Origin of the sequence: Gelidibacter gilvus (genome assembly GCF_004115975.1) — a bacterium.
Taxonomy (GTDB): Bacteria; Bacteroidota; Bacteroidia; order Flavobacteriales; family Flavobacteriaceae; genus Gelidibacter; species Gelidibacter gilvus.
This window is the reverse complement of the sequence record NZ_SDDZ01000001.1, coordinates 963,564-984,742: the sequence shown is the minus strand read 5'-3', so window position 1 is coordinate 984,742 and position 21,179 is coordinate 963,564. Positions and strand designations below refer to the sequence as shown.

General features: G+C 38.6%; 13 protein-coding genes and 2 riboswitches. Of the genes, 1 reads left to right on the top strand and 12 read right to left on the bottom strand.

The window, feature by feature from the left end; genetic code table 11:
- Window positions 1–181 precede the first annotated feature (181 nt).
- The 10 genes from ESZ48_RS04135 to ESZ48_RS04090 all read right to left on the bottom strand — a co-directional run bounded on the left by ESZ48_RS04135 (window position 182) and on the right by ESZ48_RS04090 (window position 14,729).
- On the bottom strand, window positions 182–1,276 hold the full coding sequence (locus ESZ48_RS04135) for an acyloxyacyl hydrolase (protein ID WP_129016019.1): 1,095 nt from the start codon (window positions 1,274–1,276) through the stop codon (window positions 182–184).
- 99 nt (window positions 1,277–1,375) lie between these two features.
- Window positions 1,376–2,332, bottom strand: a complete 957-nt coding sequence (gene metF, locus ESZ48_RS04130; RefSeq protein WP_129016018.1) for a methylenetetrahydrofolate reductase [NAD(P)H] — start codon at window positions 2,330–2,332, stop codon at window positions 1,376–1,378.
- 160 nt (window positions 2,333–2,492) lie between these two features.
- Window positions 2,493–5,168, bottom strand: a complete 2,676-nt coding sequence (gene metH, locus ESZ48_RS04125) for a methionine synthase (RefSeq protein WP_394345719.1) — start codon at window positions 5,166–5,168, stop codon at window positions 2,493–2,495.
- 101 nt (window positions 5,169–5,269) lie between these two features.
- Entirely contained in the window at window positions 5,270–6,271 is a 1,002-nt protein-coding gene (locus ESZ48_RS04120; protein WP_129016017.1) for a homocysteine S-methyltransferase family protein, read from the bottom strand.
- Between the two features lie 52 nt (window positions 6,272–6,323).
- Window positions 6,324–6,467, bottom strand: a riboswitch (SAM riboswitch).
- Window positions 6,468–6,526: 59 nt separating this feature from the next.
- On the bottom strand, window positions 6,527–7,417 hold the full coding sequence (gene cysM, locus ESZ48_RS04115; RefSeq protein ID WP_129016016.1) for a cysteine synthase CysM: 891 nt from the start codon (window positions 7,415–7,417) through the stop codon (window positions 6,527–6,529).
- Window positions 7,414–8,175, bottom strand: a complete 762-nt coding sequence (epsC, locus tag ESZ48_RS04110) for a serine O-acetyltransferase EpsC (RefSeq protein ID WP_223266350.1) — start codon at window positions 8,173–8,175, stop codon at window positions 7,414–7,416. The genes cysM and epsC overlap by 4 nt, the downstream gene beginning before the upstream one ends.
- Before the next feature lie 110 nt (window positions 8,176–8,285).
- Entirely contained in the window at window positions 8,286–9,458 is a 1,173-nt protein-coding gene (locus ESZ48_RS04105) for a trans-sulfuration enzyme family protein (protein WP_129016014.1), read from the bottom strand.
- Window positions 9,459–9,561: 103 nt separating this feature from the next.
- The gene (gene thrA, locus ESZ48_RS04100) at window positions 9,562–12,957 is read right to left on the bottom strand and encodes a bifunctional aspartate kinase/homoserine dehydrogenase I (protein WP_129016013.1); all 3,396 of its coding nucleotides are present in this window, start codon (window positions 12,955–12,957) and stop codon (window positions 9,562–9,564) included.
- Window positions 12,958–13,410: an OsmC family protein gene (locus tag ESZ48_RS04095; protein ID WP_129016012.1), complete on the bottom strand. Its 453-nt coding sequence runs from the start codon at window positions 13,408–13,410 to the stop codon at window positions 12,958–12,960.
- Between the two features lie 14 nt (window positions 13,411–13,424).
- A complete protein-coding gene (locus ESZ48_RS04090; RefSeq protein WP_129016011.1) occupies window positions 13,425–14,729 on the bottom strand; it encodes an O-acetylhomoserine aminocarboxypropyltransferase/cysteine synthase family protein in 1,305 nt (434 codons plus the stop codon).
- 119 nt (window positions 14,730–14,848) lie between these two features.
- Window positions 14,849–14,971, bottom strand: a riboswitch (SAM riboswitch).
- Window positions 14,972–15,376: 405 nt separating this feature from the next.
- Between ESZ48_RS04090 and metK the strand changes: the two genes are divergently transcribed.
- On the top strand, window positions 15,377–16,669 hold the full coding sequence (gene metK, locus ESZ48_RS04085; protein WP_129016010.1) for a methionine adenosyltransferase: 1,293 nt from the start codon (window positions 15,377–15,379) through the stop codon (window positions 16,667–16,669).
- A 106-nt stretch (window positions 16,670–16,775) separates the two neighbouring features.
- Here the strand turns inward: metK and ESZ48_RS04080 are convergent, their stop codons facing one another.
- Window positions 16,776–18,323 (bottom strand): M20/M25/M40 family metallo-hydrolase, encoded by a 1,548-nt coding sequence (locus tag ESZ48_RS04080; RefSeq protein ID WP_223266349.1) that lies wholly within the window; start codon window positions 18,321–18,323, stop codon window positions 16,776–16,778.
- A gap of 123 nt (window positions 18,324–18,446) precedes the next feature.
- Window positions 18,447–21,152 carry a TonB-dependent receptor gene (locus ESZ48_RS04075; RefSeq protein ID WP_129016009.1) on the bottom strand — a complete coding sequence of 902 codons (2,706 nt, stop codon included), beginning with the start codon at window positions 21,150–21,152 and terminating at the stop codon, window positions 18,447–18,449.
- Between the last annotated feature and the right edge of the window lie 27 nt (window positions 21,153–21,179).

Here is a 21,179-nt window from a genome sequence, read left to right as displayed (position 1 = left end):
CATAGTTCATTAAACAAAATGAATCCAGTAGCTTTTGAAAATAAAATAAGATGTTTAAGAAAGAAAGAATCAGTAATTTTATATTAATCACTAACTAAAAGTGGTCAATGCTATTTAGGCATGGACATTCGACAAATCATCAATCAACAATCGTTAATCAGCGCTTCCCGCTTCGCCCTTCCTACAATCGCACTCCCACTCCAAACTCAACGCCTTCTGCCTTTGCGCCATGCGCTTTTAAAGTGATCGCTCCAAAAAACTGATCTCCAAAATACCGTTTTAAACCAATTCGGTTATACACACGTCCTTCAAAATCATAAGGATAATAGACATAATAGCCCAATTGTGCTATCACCGATAATTTATTAATAAACAATTCATGTCCGACAAAAACCCCTACACGTTTGTAATCGGTGTCAGGATCCACTTGACGTTCTGGATAGGCTACCGAGTAGAAATAGATCAATTCCTTCAGAAATTGGGCAAAAAACAGATCGGTTCCTACCTGAAATGCACTTTTCCTGTTGATGCGTTTATCAGCATAAAACGATACATTATAAAATGGAAATTGTCCTGTACCGATGATATCGCTCTCGTTGATACCTGCTCTAAAGGCAAAATTATATTTGATCTTTTCGGTAAACTTTTTATCCTCGGTTGACGGCTGAAATTCGGGTTCATGGTCATAATCCAATAAATAATTGGCACCCACATTGAAAACAAACGTATTTGTAGAATTATTTGGCGCCCTGACATTGGCATTGGAATAATGCATTATCGAAATCCCTGCCTGAAACCCCAAACCTTTGTAAACATTCTCTTTTTTATAATTGAGCATGAGATACGTAGCACTCAGGAAATCGGAACCATAAGCACCGTTGGTATAATTGGTTTCCTTGTTATATGGATTGGTGGTATAAGCGATACCTTGTCCAATTCTGAAATTCAGATTCCGTTTTAAAAAATAGAAATTGTAATGGGCATACACACCGTAATTTTTACCTAAATATTGGTTTTTCATATCCTGATAGATGAAAGAAAAACCCCAATCGGGATAATTATAGCGACTTTCCCAAGGCTTGAATCCGTAGGTTTTTTTGTTATAACTTAACATCAGACCTGTGGGATGATCGGTGATGAGATGCGCAATATCAGGATTATGCTCCAAGATGGTTCCGTAGAAATAATTGGCATCTAAGGTGAATACATCTGGATCCTCTTGAGCGAACAAAAATGAACTCGTTAAACACAACACACCTACTATTAAATACTTCATTCATTTGAGTTATAAGGCAAATTTAAAAGAAATTTTATGTCTGCGAGGCTCGCATGAATCTATCTTTTTATTTTATCGCTATCAAGCGACATTTCTAACTCAAAAAACTTCCGATGCAATGGTTTGAATATTGTCACTTTTACCCATAGAATAGTAATGCAGTACAGGAATACCTGCTTTTTGTAATTCCTTTGATTGTTGGATGCACCACTCAATGCCCACTTGTTTCACTTCAGAATTATCCTTGCATTTAATAACCTCAAGAATCAAGGGTTCAGGTAAATCAACATGAAAACGATGTGGCAACAAGTTCAATTGTCTTTTGGTGGCAATAGGTTTTAACCCTGGAATTATTGGAATGGTAATCCCTTCTTTCCGACATTTTTCAACAAATTCAAAATATTTCTGATTGTCAAAAAACATTTGGGTGACGACATATTCCGCACCACTTTTTATTTTCTTCTTTAAAAAATGAATATCACTATCCAAACTTGGGGATTCCATGTGTTTTTCAGGATATGCCGCAACCCCAATGCAGAAATTGGTTTTTGAAGTGTTTTGCAGATCCTCATCCAAATAAACACCATCATTGAGGGCATGAATCTGTTGCACCAAACCATTAGCGTATTCATGGCCTTCTTTTTCTGGCGTGAAATAAGTTTCAGTTTTCACCGCATCACCTCTTAAAGCCATGACGTTCTGAATGCCTAAAAAGTCAAGATCGATCAAGAAATTTTCCGTGTCCTCTTTGGTGAAGCCTCCACATAAAATATGTGGAATGGCATCCACCTTATACCGATTCTGAATGGCCGCGCAAATGCCCACCGTTCCCGGACGTTTCTTCACCACTTGTCTTTTAAGCAATCCGTTTTCCTGTTCTTTATAAATATATTCTTCTCGATGGTAAGTCACATCAATAAAAGGCGGTTTAAATTCCATTAACGGATCAATATTATCAAAGATTGATTTGATATCCTGGCCTTTCAATGGTGGTAAGATTTCAAACGAAAACTGTGTGTTGCCGTTGGCTTGTGCGATATGTTCTGTTACTTTCATGTAAACTCCCCACGAAAGTGGGGATCTTTTTTTGCCACGAATACAAGAATGTATTTCAGCAGCATATTAATATTTTTTACTTTTCCTCTGTGTTCCTCTGCGTCAACTCCGCGTGTCTCTGTGTCATAATAATTTCACAAAGAAACACTGAGTCATTTTTCTAATCCGCTAAATTAGGACTCAACCATTTTTCAGCTTCTTCATTAGAAACGCCTCGTCTTTTGGCGTAATCTTTCAGTTGATCGTCGGTTATTTTACCCAATCCAAAGTATTTGGCTTCCTTATTTGCAAAGTAATATCCCGAAACACTTGCTGCAGGCCACATGGCCAGGCTATCGGTAATTTCTACACCAATATTTTCCTTGACCTGGAGCAATTTCCATATGGTTTTTTTCTCCAAATGATCAGGGCAAGCAGGATATCCAGGTGCCGGACGAATGCCTTTATAACTTTCCTTGATCAATTCCTCGTTAGATAAATTCTCATCAGTATCATAGGCCCAATGGTTAATTCGGATTTCCTTATGCAAATATTCTGCGAAGGCTTCCGCAAGACGATCCGCAAGCGCTTTGATCATAATCGCATTATAATCATCCAAATCCTCTTCAAATTTTTTCGCCAATTCTGCCGTACCAAAACCAGTCGAAACACAGAAACAGCCCATATAATCTTCTTTTCCTGAATCTTTAGGCGCGATGAAATCGGCTAAAGCGATATTTGGAATGCCGTCTCGTTTATCCAATTGCTGACGCAGGGTTATGAACGTCACTTTCGTTTTTCCTGCTTGGTCATAAATTTCAACATCATCATCATTAATCGCGTTGGCTGGAAACAGACCGAAAATGGCTTTTGCTGTTAAAAGTTTTCCGTCGAAGACTTTCTTCAGTAATCCTTTCGCATCTGCAAACAACTCGGTGGCTTGCTCTCCCACAACCTCATCGGTTAAGATCTCAGGATATTTTCCATGTAAATCCCAACTTCTAAAAAACGGACTCCAATCGATAAATTCTTCCAATTTTGTCAATTCAAAATCTTCAATAATCTGAACGCCCAATTGGTTAGGTTTGACAATTTCCGAAGTATTCCAATCGATTTTATATTTTCTTTTCCGCGCTTCTTCTATCGTGACAAAATTCTTTTGCTTTCCACGTTTCAAAAACTGCTCACGGAATTTCTCATATTCTTCACGAATCTGCTCCTTATATACGCGATTATCTTTTTGGAGTAAGCTACCTACAACAGTCACCGCTCTTGAAGCATCATTGACATGTACCGTGGTATGCGCGTAATTTGGCGCAATCTTAACGGCCGCATGCGCTCTAGAAGTTGTAGCACCTCCAATCAGCAACGGAATAGTGAAGTTTCTCTTTTCCATTTCTTTGGACACATAAACCATTTCATCCAAAGACGGCGTAATAAGTCCGCTTAATCCTATAATATCGACATTTTCCCTAATGGCAATTTCGATAATCTTTTCCGGCGGCACCATCACCCCCAAATCGATGATTTCATAATTGTTGCATCCCAAAACAACACTGACAATATTTTTACCAATATCATGCACATCGCCTTTTACGGTTGCCATCAAAACCCGACCCGCAAATTCCTGCTTTCCATCCTTCTCTGCTTCAATGAATGGCTGTAGATAGGCGACGGCTTTTTTCATCACCCGTGCTGATTTAACCACCTGCGGCAGGAACATTTTTCCACTGCCAAACAAGTCGCCCACAACGCTCATCCCAATCATTAAATGACCTTCAATAACTTCAATTGGTTTTGAACTTTCCTGACGTGCTATTTCTACATCTTCAATGATAAAGGTTTCAATACCTTTTACCAGCGCGTGCGTGATCCGATCTTGTAGTGGATCATTTCGCCATTCCAAAATTTTGGCAACATCTTCCTTTTTATCGCCTTTAACCGTCTCAGAAAAATCCAACAAACGCTCCGTAGCATCATCACGTCGGTCAAACAGCACATCTTCCACACGCTCCAAGAGATCTTTCGGAATTTCGTCATAAATCTCCAACATGGTCGGATTCACGATTCCCATATTCATTCCATGCTGAATGGCATGATACAAAAATGCGGAGTTGATGGCTTCACGAACAACTGTATTCCCCCTGAAGGAAAACGAAACGTTGCTCACACCACCCGAAACATTAGCATACGGAAGATTCTCACGAATCCATTTGGTGGCATTGAAAAAGTCCAAAGCATTTAGTCGGTGCTCGTCCATTCCGGTAGCAACCGGAAAAATGTTCGGATCAAAAATAATATCCTGAGGAGGAAATTTGACCTTGTCCACTAAAATATCGTAAGAACGTTTACAAATTTGAATACGTCTCTCAAAAGTATCTGCCTGGCCGTCTTCATCAAAAGCCATGACAATGACTGCTGCGCCATAGCGTTTTACCAATTTGGCTTGATGAATAAACGTTTCTTCCCCTTCTTTTAAACTGATGGAATTAACGACCGATTTTCCCTGCACTACCTTTAAGCCTGCCTCAATGATTTCCCATTTGGAACTGTCAATCATGATGGGCAATCTTGAAATATCAGGTTCAGACGCAATCAGGTTTAAAAACTTGGTCATCGCATAAACGCCGTCCAACATCCCTTCATCCATGTTGACGTCTATAATTTGTGCGCCTCCTTCAACTTGATCTCGTGCCACATCTAAGGCTTCACTGTAGTTTTCGTCTTTTATCAGACGCAGAAATTTGCGCGAACCGGTAACATTTGTGCGTTCGCCTACGTTAATGAAATTGCTTTCTGGGGTGACGATTAATGGCTCGAGTCCTGCAAGTGTTAAGTATTTGCGTTTTTTGCTCATTTTCATTCTATTCATTTTAACCCTTCCGTCTTCATCCCGTTTTCTCGGGATGAATCCACCTTCCCTTGAAAAAAGGGAAGGAATCATGCTGCTATTCTTAATCAGGCTTCTATTCCTATTTGGCGGGGTTTATATTTTTTTGCGGTTTCTGCTATTTTTTTAATATGTTCTGGTGTGGAACCACAACAGCCTCCTATTATATTGACCAAACCATCTTTAAGATACTCTTCAATAAATGCGTTCATTTGCTCAGCAGTCTGTTCATATTCTCCAAAAGCATTTGGTAACCCTGCATTGGGATGTGCCGAGGTATAAAATTCAGTCTCGTTGGATAAACGCTGTAAATAAGGTTGTAATTGATCGGCGCCAAGCGCGCAATTAAATCCGACACTGAGCAAAGGAATATGGGAAATGGACAATAAAAAAGCTTCCACTGTCTGTCCAGAAAGTGTTCTTCCTGAAGCATCTGTTATGGTGCCAGAAACCATGATGGGAATATCGAGAGCTCGTTCTTCCTTGACCTCATCAATGGCGAATAAGGCGGCTTTTGCATTTAAGGTGTCAAATATCGTTTCTACCAAAAGGATATCTACGCCACCATCTATCAGAGCTTCCACTTGCTGTTTATAAGCAATACGCAATTGATCAAAGGTAATGGCACGAAATTCTGGCCGATTGACATCTGGTGATAAACTTGTGGTTTTATTGGTAGGCCCAATGCTTCCTGCTACAAATCGAGGTTTGTCAGGATTGGCTTTGGTAAACTCGTCGGCAACTCTTTTGGCTATTTTGGCAGATTCGAAATTCAGTTCGTAAACCAAATCTTCCATATTATAATCGGCCATAGCGATCGTAGTGCCTGAAAAGGTGTTCGTCTCTACGATATCTGCTCCCGCCTCAAAATATTTACGATGCACATCAGCAATAGCCTGTGGCTGCGTTAATGAAAGTAAGTCATTATTGCCTTTAAGTGAGCTTGGGTAATCTTTGAAACGTTCGCCACGAAAATCTTCTTCTGAGAAATTATAGCGTTGCAACATGGTCCCCATGGCACCATCGAGAATAAGAATACGGTCTTGTAAAATTTGATTTAAGTCTGACATTGTTTAAAAAAAATAAAGAATGTCATCAGGAAAGTGAGGAGAAAAAACACTTTGGTTATCTGTCTAAATCCTGAAACAAATTCAGAATAAAGTAGAATTTAGCACCTTCTTAAATTGAGATTCCTGACTTCGCAGGAATTCTTAAGGGTTGCTAAGGCTTCATCGGGTCTAATCCCTCTGCCTTTCGTGATAACAAATTAATAATAGTATGAACGAATAGCGAATTTAAACTATAAAAAAAGGACCACCAACTTTTTATTCAAATAAATCTGAAGATAAATACCGATCGCCAATATCACAAATGATGGCGACGATGATTCCTTTATCCAATTTTTCGGCAATTTTTAAGGCAGCAGCAACTGAACCACCGCTACTCATTCCTGCAAAGATACCTTCTTCTTTAGCCAATCTTTGAGTTGTTGTTCTTGCATCTTCCTCGCTCACCTCAATCACCTCATCTACTTTAGAACGATCAAATATTCGGGGAAGATAAGCTTCTGGCCATTTGCGAATGCCAGGGATTTTAGCACCATCTTTAGGTTGCGCCCCAACAATAGTGATATTTTTATTCTGCTCTTTTAAAAAGGTAGAAACGCCCATAATAGTTCCGGTTGTTCCCATAGCGGAAACAAAATGGGTCACTTCACCATCTGTATCACGCCAAATTTCAGGACCGGTGGTTTTGTAATGGGCTTTCCAATTATCGTCATTGCCAAATTGGTTCAACATAAAATAGCCTTTATCTTTTTCGAGTTTTTCAGCCACATCCCGGGCACCTTCAATCCCATCATCAGCTGGAGTCAGAATTAATTCTGCGCCATATGCACGCATGGTTTTGATGCGCTCTTCGGTAGAGTTCTCAGGCATAACCAAGACCATTTCCACTCCTAGTAACCGTGCTATAAAGGCTAAGGCAATACCTGTGTTTCCGCTTGTGGCTTCCACCAAAGTATCTCCCTTTTTAACATCGCCACGTCTTAAAGCTTCCGAAATCATATTAAAAGCGGCACGATCCTTCACACTGCCACCAGGATTTGTGCCTTCCAATTTCAAAAATAGTCGCACGCCATCTTTTGAAATAATATTTTTTACCTCAACGAGTGGTGTATTTCCAATGTGATCGATTATCGATTGACTTTTAATCATTTTTTACGTGTGCTAATTTTTATTTCAGTTTGATAAGTCACTAACGAATTTTCGGGAACCGATTGGGTAATCCAGACATTCGCTCCAATAGTACTGTTTGCTCCAATGACGATATCGCCTCCTAAAACAGTTGCGTTGGCATAGATGGTGACATTATCTTCAATTGTAGGATGGCGTTTTGTTTCCGATAGACTCTTTTTTATTTGAAGTCCTCCTAATGTGACACCTTGGTAGATTTTGACGTTATTTTTAATGATGGCCGTTTCACCGATAACAATTCCTGTACCGTGATCGATAAAAAAGGAATCCCCGATAGTTGCTCCCGGATGTATATCCACGCCGGTTAAACCATGGACGTGCTCACTCATCATTCTTGAAATAACAAAATAGTTTAGTTTGTAGAGGGCATGACTTAATCTATAAATAGCAATGGCATGAAAACCCGGATAGGCCAAATACACTTCAGTTAAACTCTTGGCCGCAGGATCATTTTGTTCTATGGCATGAGCATCCAAATCAAGTTTCTCACGGATAGATGCTAATTGATTTACAAATTGCACCCATGTTTCTTCACCATCTTCCAATTTCAATTTTGTCGTAATCTTAAGAAAAGTGTCTTTTACAAATTGACAGTTATGAGTTCGATATTCTTCATCAAAAAGCATATAAAACAAAGCCTTTGTGAACGTTTCCACAGGGTCCTTTAAACAAATATTATAATCCTGAAACTGATTTAAGTGATTCGAAATTTTCCTCATAAATTCAATATTACGCATTATATTTTCGTGCAATATCAAAATTAAACAATTCTTGGCGGGCTTTTTATTTTTAATTGAAATATCCCGAATTCAGTTTCGGAATAATAAAGTCACACAATTTCTAAAGCTTGTTTTAAATCCGCAATAATATCATCAACATGTTCCAAACCCACTGAAATACGTACTAAACCATCCGCAATGCCAACTCCCAAGCGTTCTATTTCATTCAATTTACTATGGGTCGTACTTGCAGGATGCGTTGCAATGGATCGTGTATCACCTAAATTAGCGGATAACGATAGCATTTTTAACTGGTTCAAAAAGTGTTTGCCAGCTTCTATCCCTCCCTTTACCTCAAAAGCAACGACGTTTCCGCCATGTTTCATTTGTTTTTTAGCCAATTCATACTGTGGATGGGATTTCAAAAACGGATATTTCACCAAAGCAACTTTGTCATGCGCTTCTAAAAATTCTGCAACCTTTAGTGCATTTTCACAATGCCTATCTACTCTAACACCCAGCGTTTCCAGACTCTTTGAAAGAATCCAAGCATTAAATGGCGACAATGCCGGCCCGGTATTTCTTGAAAACAAATAGATTTCCCGAATTAAATCGGCTCTTCCTACGGTCACCCCACCAAGCACACGACCTTGGCCATCAATCAATTTTGTAGCGGAATGGATCACCAGATCTGCACCAAATTTTATGGGATTTTGCAAATAGGGTGTTGCAAAACAATTATCAATTATATAGATCAAATTGTGCTTTTTGGCAATATGTCCCAACAATTCCAAATCCAGGATATCTACTGCCGGATTCGTGGGACTTTCCAAATACAAGATCTTGGTGTTGGGCTGAATTAGACTTTCAATCTTTTCCACCTCATCAATTTTGAAGTAACTGGTTTCTATGTTCCACTTCGGAAGAAACTTGGTGAATAAGGTATGTGTCGAACCAAAGATGCTCCGCGCTGAGACAATATGATCTCCTGCGTTTAATAACGCCGCAAAGGTTGAAAAAACCGCTGCCATTCCTGTGGCAAAGGCATATCCACTTTCGGCACCTTCCAGTTTGCACATTTTATCTATAAATTCCGACGTGTTCGGATTGGTGAATCGGCTGTAAATATTGCGTTGTTTTTCCTCAGCAAAGGATGCTCGCATATCTTCAGCATCTTCAAAAATGAAGCTCGACGTTAAATGCAATGGGGTGGAATGTTCCAAAAATTCTGAACGTTCCATTTGGGTTCTGATAGCGTCGGTTTCAAATTTGTTTTTGCTCATATTATGTTTATTTAGCCACGAATTCACGAATGTTTTGCGTAACGAGCGGAATTAAAGACCTGTCAGGTTTTGAAAACCTGTGAGGTCTGGGAATAGTTTGTTTCTAATTAATATGTTTAGATAATCGTAAAATATCGCCAAAAACACCTCTTGCCGTTACCTCTGCTCCTGCTCCCGCACCTTGAATGACAATGGGCTGCTCGCCGTAAGATTCTGTGAAAATTTCAAAAATGGCATCAGAACCTTTGATATGGCCTAAAGTACTATCCAATGGAATGGAGACCAATTTGACATCCAAATTCCCTTTGTCTTTGGATAGATCACCCGACAAATCGCCTACATAACGCAGCACATGACCTTCTTTTTGTTGGTCTTTTATGGCTTGGAATTTGTCGTCTAAAACTTCCAATTGTTTTAAAAATTCAGAGGTTGGAATCTCTCTATAAGCTTCTGGAATTAAGTTCTCAACAGAAATATCATTAAACTCATTGTGCAAATCGAGCTCTCTCGCCAAAATCAACAGTTTTCTTGCCACATCATTTCCTGAAAAATCCTCACGAGGATCTGGTTCCGTAAAACCTTTATCAATGGTTTCCTGAATAATTTCACTAAAAGGTCGATCCTGAACGGAGAAATTATTGAACAAATAACTCAAAGTTCCTGAGAACACCCCTCTAATTCTTGTGATATTTTCACCAGATTCATGCAACAATTTAATGGTATCAATCAAGGGTAAACCAGCACCAACTGTGGTTTCGTACAAATAATTCTTTTTATTGTTCTCTAAATTATCTCTGAGTTTTGTATAGAACTCATGAGAAATAGTGTTTGCTATTTTATTGGAAGACACCAGATCAAATCCTGCCTCTACCAATGGGATATAATTTTTATAAAACTCAGAGCTTGCCGTATTATCCACAGCAATTAAATTCTCCAAGTGATGGGTTTTCGCGAAGTCGATAATGTCTTGAACACCATATCTTTTTGAGATGTTTTGCAAATCATCTCTCCAATTATCAGTGGCTCCTTTCTTATTGAGCAAGACGTGTTTGGAATTGGCAATGGCAAAAATATTCAAACTGATCCCTCGTCGTTTTTCAATATCGTTCTTTGATTTTAGAATTTGATCGATCAAGGCGCCACCCACGCCACCGTGTCCAAAAATAGCTATATTGATTTTTTTCGAAATTCCAAAAACTTCACCATGAATCACATTAACCGCTTTATGCAGTTGATTTTTTCTGACCACCAAACTCACGTTCTTGCCCGTAACCGTGTTATTGAAAAGCAAAGGTGTAATCTGGTTTTTAATTAAGGCATTAAAGGGTTTATGAAACGAGCCCAATTCAATGCCGATAATTGAAATCACCGAAACATCATCAATCACTGAAATTTTACTCACATCTTGTGAATAAAAATCATTTTCGAACTCCCGCTCCAATGCGATAACCGCTTGTGTCGCCTTTTCGGCGTCAATCACTAAGCCAATGCCACGCTCTGAAGACCCTTGCGAAATGATACTCACACTGATATTATATTGGCTCAAAGCTTTAAAAATTCGGGCATCAACTCCAACTTTTCCTAACAATCCGCGGCCTTCAAAGTTGATCAAGGCCACATTGTCCAATACCGATAAAGAAGTAACTTCCTTAGAATTTGCTCTTGCTGAAATTAACGTGCCTTCATCATCTGGATTAAACGTGTTTAAAATCCGGAGTTTAATGTTTTTTTCCAATAATGGAATAATAGTTTTGGCGTGCAAAACCGTAGTACCAAAATTGGCGAGTTCATTAGCTTCTGCAAAGGACAGTTCTCGTATTTTTTGGGCATCTTCAACCAACTCAGGATTTGCCGTATAAATTCCGTTGACGTGGGTATAATTTTGAAGCTCTTCGGCATCTAAATAATTAGCTAACAAGGACGCAGAATAGTTACTACCGTTTCGACCCAATAAGGTGGTTTCGTTTTTGGAGTTGGAGCCAATAAACCCCGTCACTACATTAACGGTTGAGCTATTAAACTGTTTAAAATGCGCTAAAACATTTTCACGAGATAGTTTTTGAAGGGGTTGCGCATTAAGGAAATCGCCATCTGTTTTAATGAGTTGTGTTGCATTTGTAGCATTTGCATTGACGCCTTCTTCTTTCAACAAAGCGGTAATCAATTTGGCTGAAATGATTTCCCCAGAAGCCAAAACCTCTGCTTTTATTTTATCGCTATAATCACCTAAAAGCTTGACGCCTTGAAATATGTTTTCCAATGCGGAAAACTCTTCAGTGAAATTGACATTTGCCGAAGGTTCTGATTGATAGGTTTTGAAGGCCTCAAAATCTGCATAATATTCTTCCCGTCTCGATGCTTTGGTCAACATGTTTTCTAATTCATCGGTTGCCTTGCCTCTTGCGGAAACAACCACCGCGATTTTCTCATGGTCTTCTACTTTTTTCTTAATGATAGCAATGGTGCGTTCTAGACCTTCACCATTAGCCAATGATTTCCCACCAAATTTTAATATTTTCATTTTCTTATGTGCTGTATGGGGTCTAAAAATGGGTTCTATGATTTTTTCCAATTGTTCAAATTCTATTAAAAAGGCATCGTGGCCATGGTCTGAATTGATTTCACTGTAGGTCACATTTGGATGGATCAATGCCAATTGTTTTTGAGTTTCACGATTTTCTTCAGCCGTGAAAAACAAATCGGAATCTACACCAACAATGGTAATGTTCGAATTGATGGCATTTAGAATATCGGCATTATCACCATTGTTTTTGGTCACGTCAATTGTTTTCAACAACTGATTCATCAATTTATAAGCGGATAGTTGGAATCTTTCCTGTAATTTATTGCCATGGTGCAATAGCCAACTCTCGACATTAAAGATTTCCAAGTCGTCGTTTTTACTGCGTTGGAAACGCTCTTTAAAAGATTTAGGTGTTCGGTAGCACAACATGGCGTGCATTCTGGCATCATGCACAGGATTACTGGAATTGACCAAAAATTGTTCTTGGATCTGACAGTTTGCGATGAGCCAATCGGTGGACTTCCAATCGGTTGCCACCGGAATTAAATGCTCTGCCAATTCTGGAGCTAAAAACGCCATTTCCCAAGCAATTCCACCTCCTAAGGAACCACCAATCAAGGCAAAAAGCTTGGTGATCTTTAATGCTTTCAATCCTTCTAAAAACAATCTGGCAATATCTCTTGCCACAAAATCTTTGTAATTTTCGATTACAAAACCATCATAGCCATTTCCTGGAATATTGAAAGACAAAATAGTATAGACATTGGTGTCGATTACTTTATCAGCTCCAATCAAATCTAACCACCAACCACCTTCTCCAGCAACATTACTATTGCCAGTTAATGCGTGATTAACCAGTACAATTGGTGCGCTCCCTAAAGCTTGACCAAAAAGTTGGTAAGACAATTTTAAAGAAATTGCCTTACCGCTTTCTAAATCAAAACCCTGAATTTGAATGAATTTTAATTGTGACATTTATTGAATTTCATATTGTTTTTCCACACTCACATGTACAGGAGTGATGTTGGTTAAATTATCTTTTACTGGACATCGTTCTTGAACTAGTCTTAGCCATTCCGCTAATGTTTCAATAGAAGCATCAGTTTCGGGTACCAGTTTTAAATCTATTTTCTTAAAACCTGCTCTTTCATCACCAGGAAGTCCAAACAATTTGTTGGCGTTGATATTCCCAGTCACCTCGATGTTTAACTTGGTAATTGTAAATCCCAATTCTTTAGCCACTAAATGCCCAACCACGTTTAAACATCCGGCTAAACCAGCTAAAATATATTCCACAGGATTGGCATTTTCATCCGTTCCGCCCAAACCTTCAGGCTCGTCAACTACTAACTTAAACTGCCTCGTTTTGGCAATAAACTTTGCTGCAGAAGCACTTTCGCCCTGCACACTAAATATTAAATCGCTCATGATTATAGTCTGTATTAGTTAGATGAATTTTGTAGAATGGTCTCGCTTACAATTTTAAACGCCTGTTTTAAATCGGCTTTCAAATCATCGATATGCTCCAAACCAACGGATAAACGGATTAAATCCTTGGTTGTTCCAGTAGTTTCTTGAGCTTCATCAGATAATTGCTGATGCGTGGTGCTTGCAGGGTGGATGATCAGCGATTTAGTGTCGCCAATATTCGCTAACAACGAAAACAATTTGGTTTTATCTGCAATTGTTTTTGCCGACTCATAACCTCCAACAACCCCAAAAGTAACCAAACCACTCTTTCCTTCAGGCAGGTATTGATCGGCTAATTTTTTATAAGGACTGCTGTCCAAACCTGGATAATTAACCCAAGTGACTTCTTTTTGTTCTTGCAACCATTTAGCCAATTCCAAGGCATTTTTACTGTGTTGTTTGATTCTTAATTCCAATGTTTCCAAACCTTGAATGATTTGAAAGGCATTAAACGGACTTAAAGACGAGCCATAATCGCGAAGTCCTTCAATACGCACTTTTGCTATGAACGATGCGTTTTTTAGAACATCGGTATAAACTAAACCATGATATCCAGGAGATGGCTCGGTAAACTCAGGAAATTTCCCGTTGGCCCAGTCAAAATTTCCTGCATCAACAATGGCGCCACCAATTGCTGTTCCATTACCGTTAACATATTTTGTCAAGGAATGGATCACAATATCCGCCCCATGTTCAATAGGTTTTACCAAATATGAAGTTGCTACAGTGTTATCTACAATAAGAGGAACTTTGTTCGCTTTTGCCTGCTGCGAAATGGCTTTGATATCTAAAACATCCAATTTCGGGTTTCCTAAAGATTCAATAAAGAAAACTCGTGTATTCTCTTTTGTAGCCTTGGTAAAGTTTTCAGCATCTGATGGATCTACAAACGTGGTGGTGATGCCATGTCTTGGCAAAGTCACATTCAACAAATTATAAGTCCCACCGTACAAACTGCTTGAGGCCACAATATGGTCTCCCGCTCTTAAAAGCGTAAGCAACGATGTGGCGATAGCTGCCATGCCTGATGCCGTAACCACTGCTGCGATTCCGCCATCAAGTGCTGCTAAACGCTGTTCTAAAATGTCATTGGTTGGATTGTTGATCCGTGTGTAAATGTTTCCAGGTTCTGCCAGTGCAAATAGGTTTGCAGCATGATCAGAATCTTTAAAAACAAAAGCTGTAGATTGGTAAATTGGTACGGCTCTGGTACCTCCATTGGATTGAACGTCGTGTCCTGCGTGCAACGCTTGGGTTGCAAATTTTTGTGTACTCATTTTTCTAATTTTTTTGAGTTAATAAATGAATTAAAACAAAAGCCAATTGCGTCATCACTGACGAACCTAATAGAAAAATGTTAAAAAGAAAATTATAATTACAGATGAGTAATTATGTTTAGTTATCTATCCAATTACCTGATAAATGAATCAGCAATTAAGTAGAATTTAGCACCTTCTCCATTTCTAAAGGGTTGCTAAGGCTTCACCGGGTCTAATCCCTCTGCCTTTCTTGATAACACTTCAATAAGTTATTTGAACTTTGTGAACACAAATATTGCAACACAAATGTTACAATTCCAAATAATTAGTGGATTTTCTTTTATATAACCTAAATGTTTTGCTGAAAGAACAGACACTGATCCCATATAAACATTGATGGTTAGTACGTCTAAATAAATTCAAAAGATTTTTAAACGTTAATTTTAGATGAAAAAAAATTAAAACGATTTGCCATCCGTTTAATTTTTTTACTTTTGTCACTTAATAATTGAGAGGACAGATTTGACTGATTGCAACCTCTTCTGAATCGGAAGTTCCGAGGATGAGTCCCGCAAGAATTGCAGGATAAAAATGCTAAAGGCAGTGCAAACTACCTTCGACGCAACACGTCAAATCTTCCGTAATCCTATAATAAACAAAAGGTTATGGCGTATTTATTTACTTCAGAGAGCGTTTCTGAAGGACATCCAGATAAAGTAGCAGATCAAATCAGTGATGCTCTAATAGATAATTTTTTAGCATTTGACAAGGACTCCAAAGTAGCTTGTGAAACCTTGGTCACCACCGGACAGGTCGTCCTTGCTGGCGAGGTGAAGTCACAAACCTATTTGGACGTTCAAAAAATTGCTCGAGATACCATCAATAAAATTGGGTACACTAAAAGTGCTTATATGTTTGACGGCAATTCTTGTGGTGTATTTTCTGCAATTCATGAACAATCTGAAGACATCAATAGAGGTGTTGATAGAGCAACCAAAGAAGAGCAAGGTGCAGGAGATCAAGGGATGATGTTTGGTTATGCCACCAGCGAAACAGAAAACTTTATGCCATTGGCGCTCGATCTTTCACACCGACTGATGATTGAATTGGCAGCATTGCGCAGAGAAAACAAAGACATCACTTATTTAAGACCGGATTCAAAAAGTCAAGTTACTATTGAATATAGCGATGACAACGTTCCTCAACGTATTGATGCTATTGTGGTTTCTACCCAGCATGACGATTTTGTAAAACCAAAATCAGATTCGCAAGCCGATATTGACGCTGCCGAAACTGAAATGTTGGAGAAAATCAGAACAGATATTATCAACATCTTAATTCCGAGAGTTATTGCTGGACTTCCTGAACAAATTCAGGTGTTGTTTAATGATGACATTACCTATCATATCAATCCTACAGGTAAGTTTGTGATTGGTGGACCCCATGGCGATACCGGACTTACAGGCCGAAAAATTATTGTGGACACTTATGGTGGTAAAGGCGCACATGGCGGTGGTGCATTTAGTGGAAAAGACCCTAGTAAGGTGGATAGAAGTGCTGCATATGCCACACGTCATATTGCCAAGAATTTAGTTGCTGCAGGTATTTGTGACGAAATATTAGTGCAGGTGAGTTATGCTATTGGCGTCGTAAAACCTACTTCCATTTATGTGAACACATATGGCACTTGTCCGTTTAACTTGACCGATGGCGAGATTGCAGATAAGATTTTTGAGATTTTTGACATGCGTCCGGCAGCCATTGAGGATCGTTTAAAACTTCGTCAACCAATGTATAGTGAAACCGCAGCTTATGGCCATATGGGACGGGTTAATGAAACGGTTACCAAAACATTTGAACAATTCAACGGTAAAAAAATAACGCTTGATGTGGAGCTGTTTACTTGGGAAAAACTGGATTATGTGGATAAGGTGAAAAAGGCGTTTGAAATAAATTAGAAATAAGACCGCTTCGCTTTTAGAATCAATAATCAAAACTTTATAAAACATAAAAAACCTTCAACATTACTGCTGAAGGTTTTTTTATTTTATGAATATTGGTGAATTAATCCAAGCCGCCTTTACGTTCTGGAGAACGATGGGTTGGCCATTCCAATTGCTTACCTGTACGCTCACTTACCGGTAATATAATTTTCTCGCTTGAGGTTTTAACATCATCCTCACTTGCCATATAGGCTAAAATTGCGGTCAAGATAGCATTGCTTCTCACATCATCAAAAACAATTTTATCATAGGTATCAAGGTTAGTGTGCCATGTATAATTCCAGTATGACCAGTTTAAGGCACTCAAGTTAAACGACGGCGCGCCAACAGCAATAAAAGATGCGTTATCAGAACCTCCACCAGCTGGAGAACCAGGGAAATCAGTTTTAATATGTTTGGTAATATCTTTAGGAGCCGCTGCCAACCAACGCGTCAAATAATCATAAGCATGCAAATATCCTGCACCCGATAAGTTAACAACACGTCCGGTACCGTTATCTTGATTGAATACCGCCTGGATGTTCTTCATCATTTCTGGATGGTCTTCAACAAAGGCACGAGATCCGTTAAGACCTTGCTCTTCACTGCCCCAATGGCCTACCAAAATAGTACGCTTTGGGTTAGGATAGAATTTCTTCAATAAACGCATAGCTTCCATCATCACCAAAGTTCCAGTTCCGTTGTCCGTTGCTCCTGTACCACCATCCCAAGAATCAAAATGTGCTGAAAGGATCACATATTCGTCTGGTTTTTCGCTACCTTTTATTTGAGCAACCGTATTAAATGTTGGTGCAATACCTAAATCTTTAGACTCTGCAACAATTTTTAGTTTTGGTTTATTTCCAGATTCAACTAAACGATACAGCATGCCATAATCTTCCAATTGAATATCAACGGTTGGAATTTTTTTTGTTCTGGAAGCAAATATTTTATTGGCACCAAAACCTTTTGACCAATATGAAGAGACAATACCTGCGGCACCGGCACTTTCCAATGCCTCATGAATGTTACGCGCGGTGTATCCAGTACGTCGCATATTGGCATAAAACTCTTTTGTTAAAGAATCACGATCTTTTTTCATTTTTTCAAATGATTCTGGCGTGGCAAATTCTTCCCAGTTATAGTCTGGTCTTCCAGTAATTTGGTATTCAGAAATCATGACAAACTTGCCTTTCACATTCTTTAACCAATTTTTAAAGTCCAGAGAATCCTTCACCGTTGGAAGGTTAATCACTTCGGCAGTCACCCCTTTTGGACCTGTACTTGCGCTCCAAGATAATTGCGTGCCTGCTAAAGATTGAACACGTGGCGAAATCATGTCAATATGGGTTATGCCGCGCTCCCACGCCTTCCATTCACCATACTGCTGATTTTCTGCTGGAATCCCCCATTTTGCATAAGTATCCACCGCCCAATCATGTGCTTGTTTCATTTGTGGAGTACCCACCAATCGTGGTCCAATGACATCCATTAAATGGTGCCCCAAAATTTCCAGTTGGGAATTCTCATTGGCTTCCTTAATGATGTTTTCAATGACTGCATTTTTCTCTTGTGCAGTGGCTATTAGCATTGAGCACGATAGGAATGCTCCTAATAAAATTTTCTTCATGTTTAGTTTGTTTTAAAATATAAATTTAAGTTTATGAAAATACGACTAATAATTAAGATTCTAAATCTTAAAAGGACAACTTCTTTGTAAATTTCACTTTTAAACCGTCCTTTTATAATCACTCTAAAGTGAGTAAATAACTCTAAAGGTTACATAAAGCGGTTGGATAAAATACTCCGTAGCACTTACTGAAATATTGCTGGTATTACTCTGACTTTGCGATTTGGTGTTCAGCAAGTTGGTGGCCTTTACAGCATATTCCAATTTGGCATCCTTATCTTTTCTGTAAGATAAAGAGGCGTTCCAAAATTCGTAGTCGTTGATGGTCCCATCGGCGTTACTAAAGTTGTTATACGAAAAATCTGTTTTGAAAGTGAAGGTTTTTAAAATCAACGCATCCACTTCAATAGACGGCGTACTGGTATAGAATTTACTTCGTGTGGAGCCTTGATCGTTGTCCTGAATCCCATAACGATAATTCAACTGCACATTAGGTGCTTCCCTAAAATTTGTTCTTAATTCTGCACCATAAGAGTGCGAGTAGTTTTCGTTAACGGAACGGTTACTTTGGATAAATTGATTGAATTTTGAATAGTTGAAATTTCCGTTTACAGAAGCTTGCAACTTTCCGAAACGTCTTTGAAAGCGTCCGTTTGCACTAATGGTCTCATCAGCAAAACTCGAGTTAAATGGCGAATTGGTACGGATCACACTTTCAAAATTGGTCAAGTTTCTAATTTGATCTATTCGTTTGCTATAATTTATACTTCCAAAAACATTGGTATAATTGAACATATTAAAGCTGAAATACCGAAGATTCACATTATGTGAAAGTGCATTATCCAAGCCTTCATTTCCGGAGAAAATAGAGTTGTAATTATTGAGCACAATCCCTTTTGCCAAATTGGTCACATCTGTAAATTGTGTGTTCATATTATAGGTCAAAGAAATATTCTCACTCTTTTTTAGTTGGATGCGCATATCAAAATCGGGTAGAAGTTTGAAGAAATTCTTCTTGTATTCTTCTCCAAACTGTACGTTTTTTGAACTGTACGCATGCGCAGAAAGTCCAGGAGTAATTGTGAAAATACCAGTTTTGAATTGGTAGTGCGCTCCAACATACATATCGCTAAAATTATAATCGGTGTTATTGGTATCCAAACCGTCGTTAAATGTTGGCGTTGGATCAAAAACAGAATCATCATCCAAATATTGAAAGATTTCAGAATCGAAATTCTGTTTACTCAAAATTGTTCCTAATGTGAAATTGATATTGCTCCTTGCGGTCAGAATGTTCCAATAATCCAATTTCGCATCCAATTGATTGGACTTGACACGTTTTTCCTGAGCCACGTTATAATCCAATTGGTTTGGATCCAAGCCTAAATTATTTGCGGTAGTTTCATAATTGGCTTTTTCCTCGATGATGGCATTATAAAACGGATCTTCATCCTGCAATAAATGCTGTGCTTCAAAGGCGAAAATATTCTTTTCATCCAGCGTGTAATAATAGCTCAAATTTTGATTGACGCTAAACGGCTTCGTGTTCTCATACTGATCGATATTCCCGATGACAGAGGATAAGAATTTTTGATCTTGAGATTCTTTTGACAAGCGACCTAAAACCTCATAATCCAATTGATTACTGGCATTGGGCTTGTACTTTGAACTGAGTTTTAGCATTCCCAAATCGCTCCGCTGTCTGGTATTACTTTGTGTATCCTCGTCTGGAATTCCCAAATCGGAATTGGTATATTGTACAGAGTTGTTTTCTTGAAGCTCTATCCTGCTGCTTGATAAAATCGCAAATCCGCTCAAATCCAATTTTTTATTAGGTGAATAACTAAAATTCGCGGCACCAAACTTCGTATTGATATCTTTTGCCCTATTGTTCTGAAGCGATAAAAAGCCCAAATTGTTACTTCCTAAATTGATGGACGTTCCACTTTGACTACTTGGTGCTCTAAATCCGCCGGAAAAATTGAAATAATCACGACGTGTAAAAGCAACTTCACCAATATTATTTAAATCGCCAATAAGGTTCACACTGTATTTTGGACTATAATAAAACAATTTTGGTTGTGCCAAATACAGGGCATTATCTTCTGAAACGCCACCACCTGCAGTAATATCTCCAAACCAGAAATTTGTTTTACCCTCCTTTAGCTTAATGTTGATGGCAATATTATCCATATTGTTGGTGACACCACTCAATTGGCCCACCTCAGCATAGTTTTTCAACACTTGCACTTTGTCCACCGCACTTGCAGGAATGTTCTTTGTAGCCAATTTGGAATCGCCATCAAAAAAATCTTTTCCGTCCACCATCACTTTGCCTACTACTTTCCCTTCTATTTCAATTTGACCATCGGCATTAACCTCAACACCCGGAAGGTTTTTCAAAACATCCCCCAACTTACGCTCAGTCCCTTTGTTAAAGGAATCGGCATTATACGTCAGGGTATCTCCTTTTATGGTGACGGGCATTTCATAGATAAGTTGAATCTCATCTAATGTGTTATCCTCTTGCAAGGTGAAGTTTTTGGTAAGATCAGCTTCTTTTATGGCCAAAACTTCATCAAAAGTTTTCATTCCAATATAACTCACCTGAATTGTATAGGTTGTGTTTTTAGTAAGTGCCAACTTATAACGGCCTTGATCATTGGTAATTCCGAAAGATTCTAAAGCTTTGGTTTCTTGATTGATGGCAATAACGTTGGCCAATTCCAACGGATTTCCAATACTATCCTTAACGACGCCTTCTACTTTGATTTGAGCAAAAGAATGCCCTACTACTAAAAGTAGCATAAGTGTAATGAATTTTTTCATTGTAATGTATGTGATTGATTAGTTTAG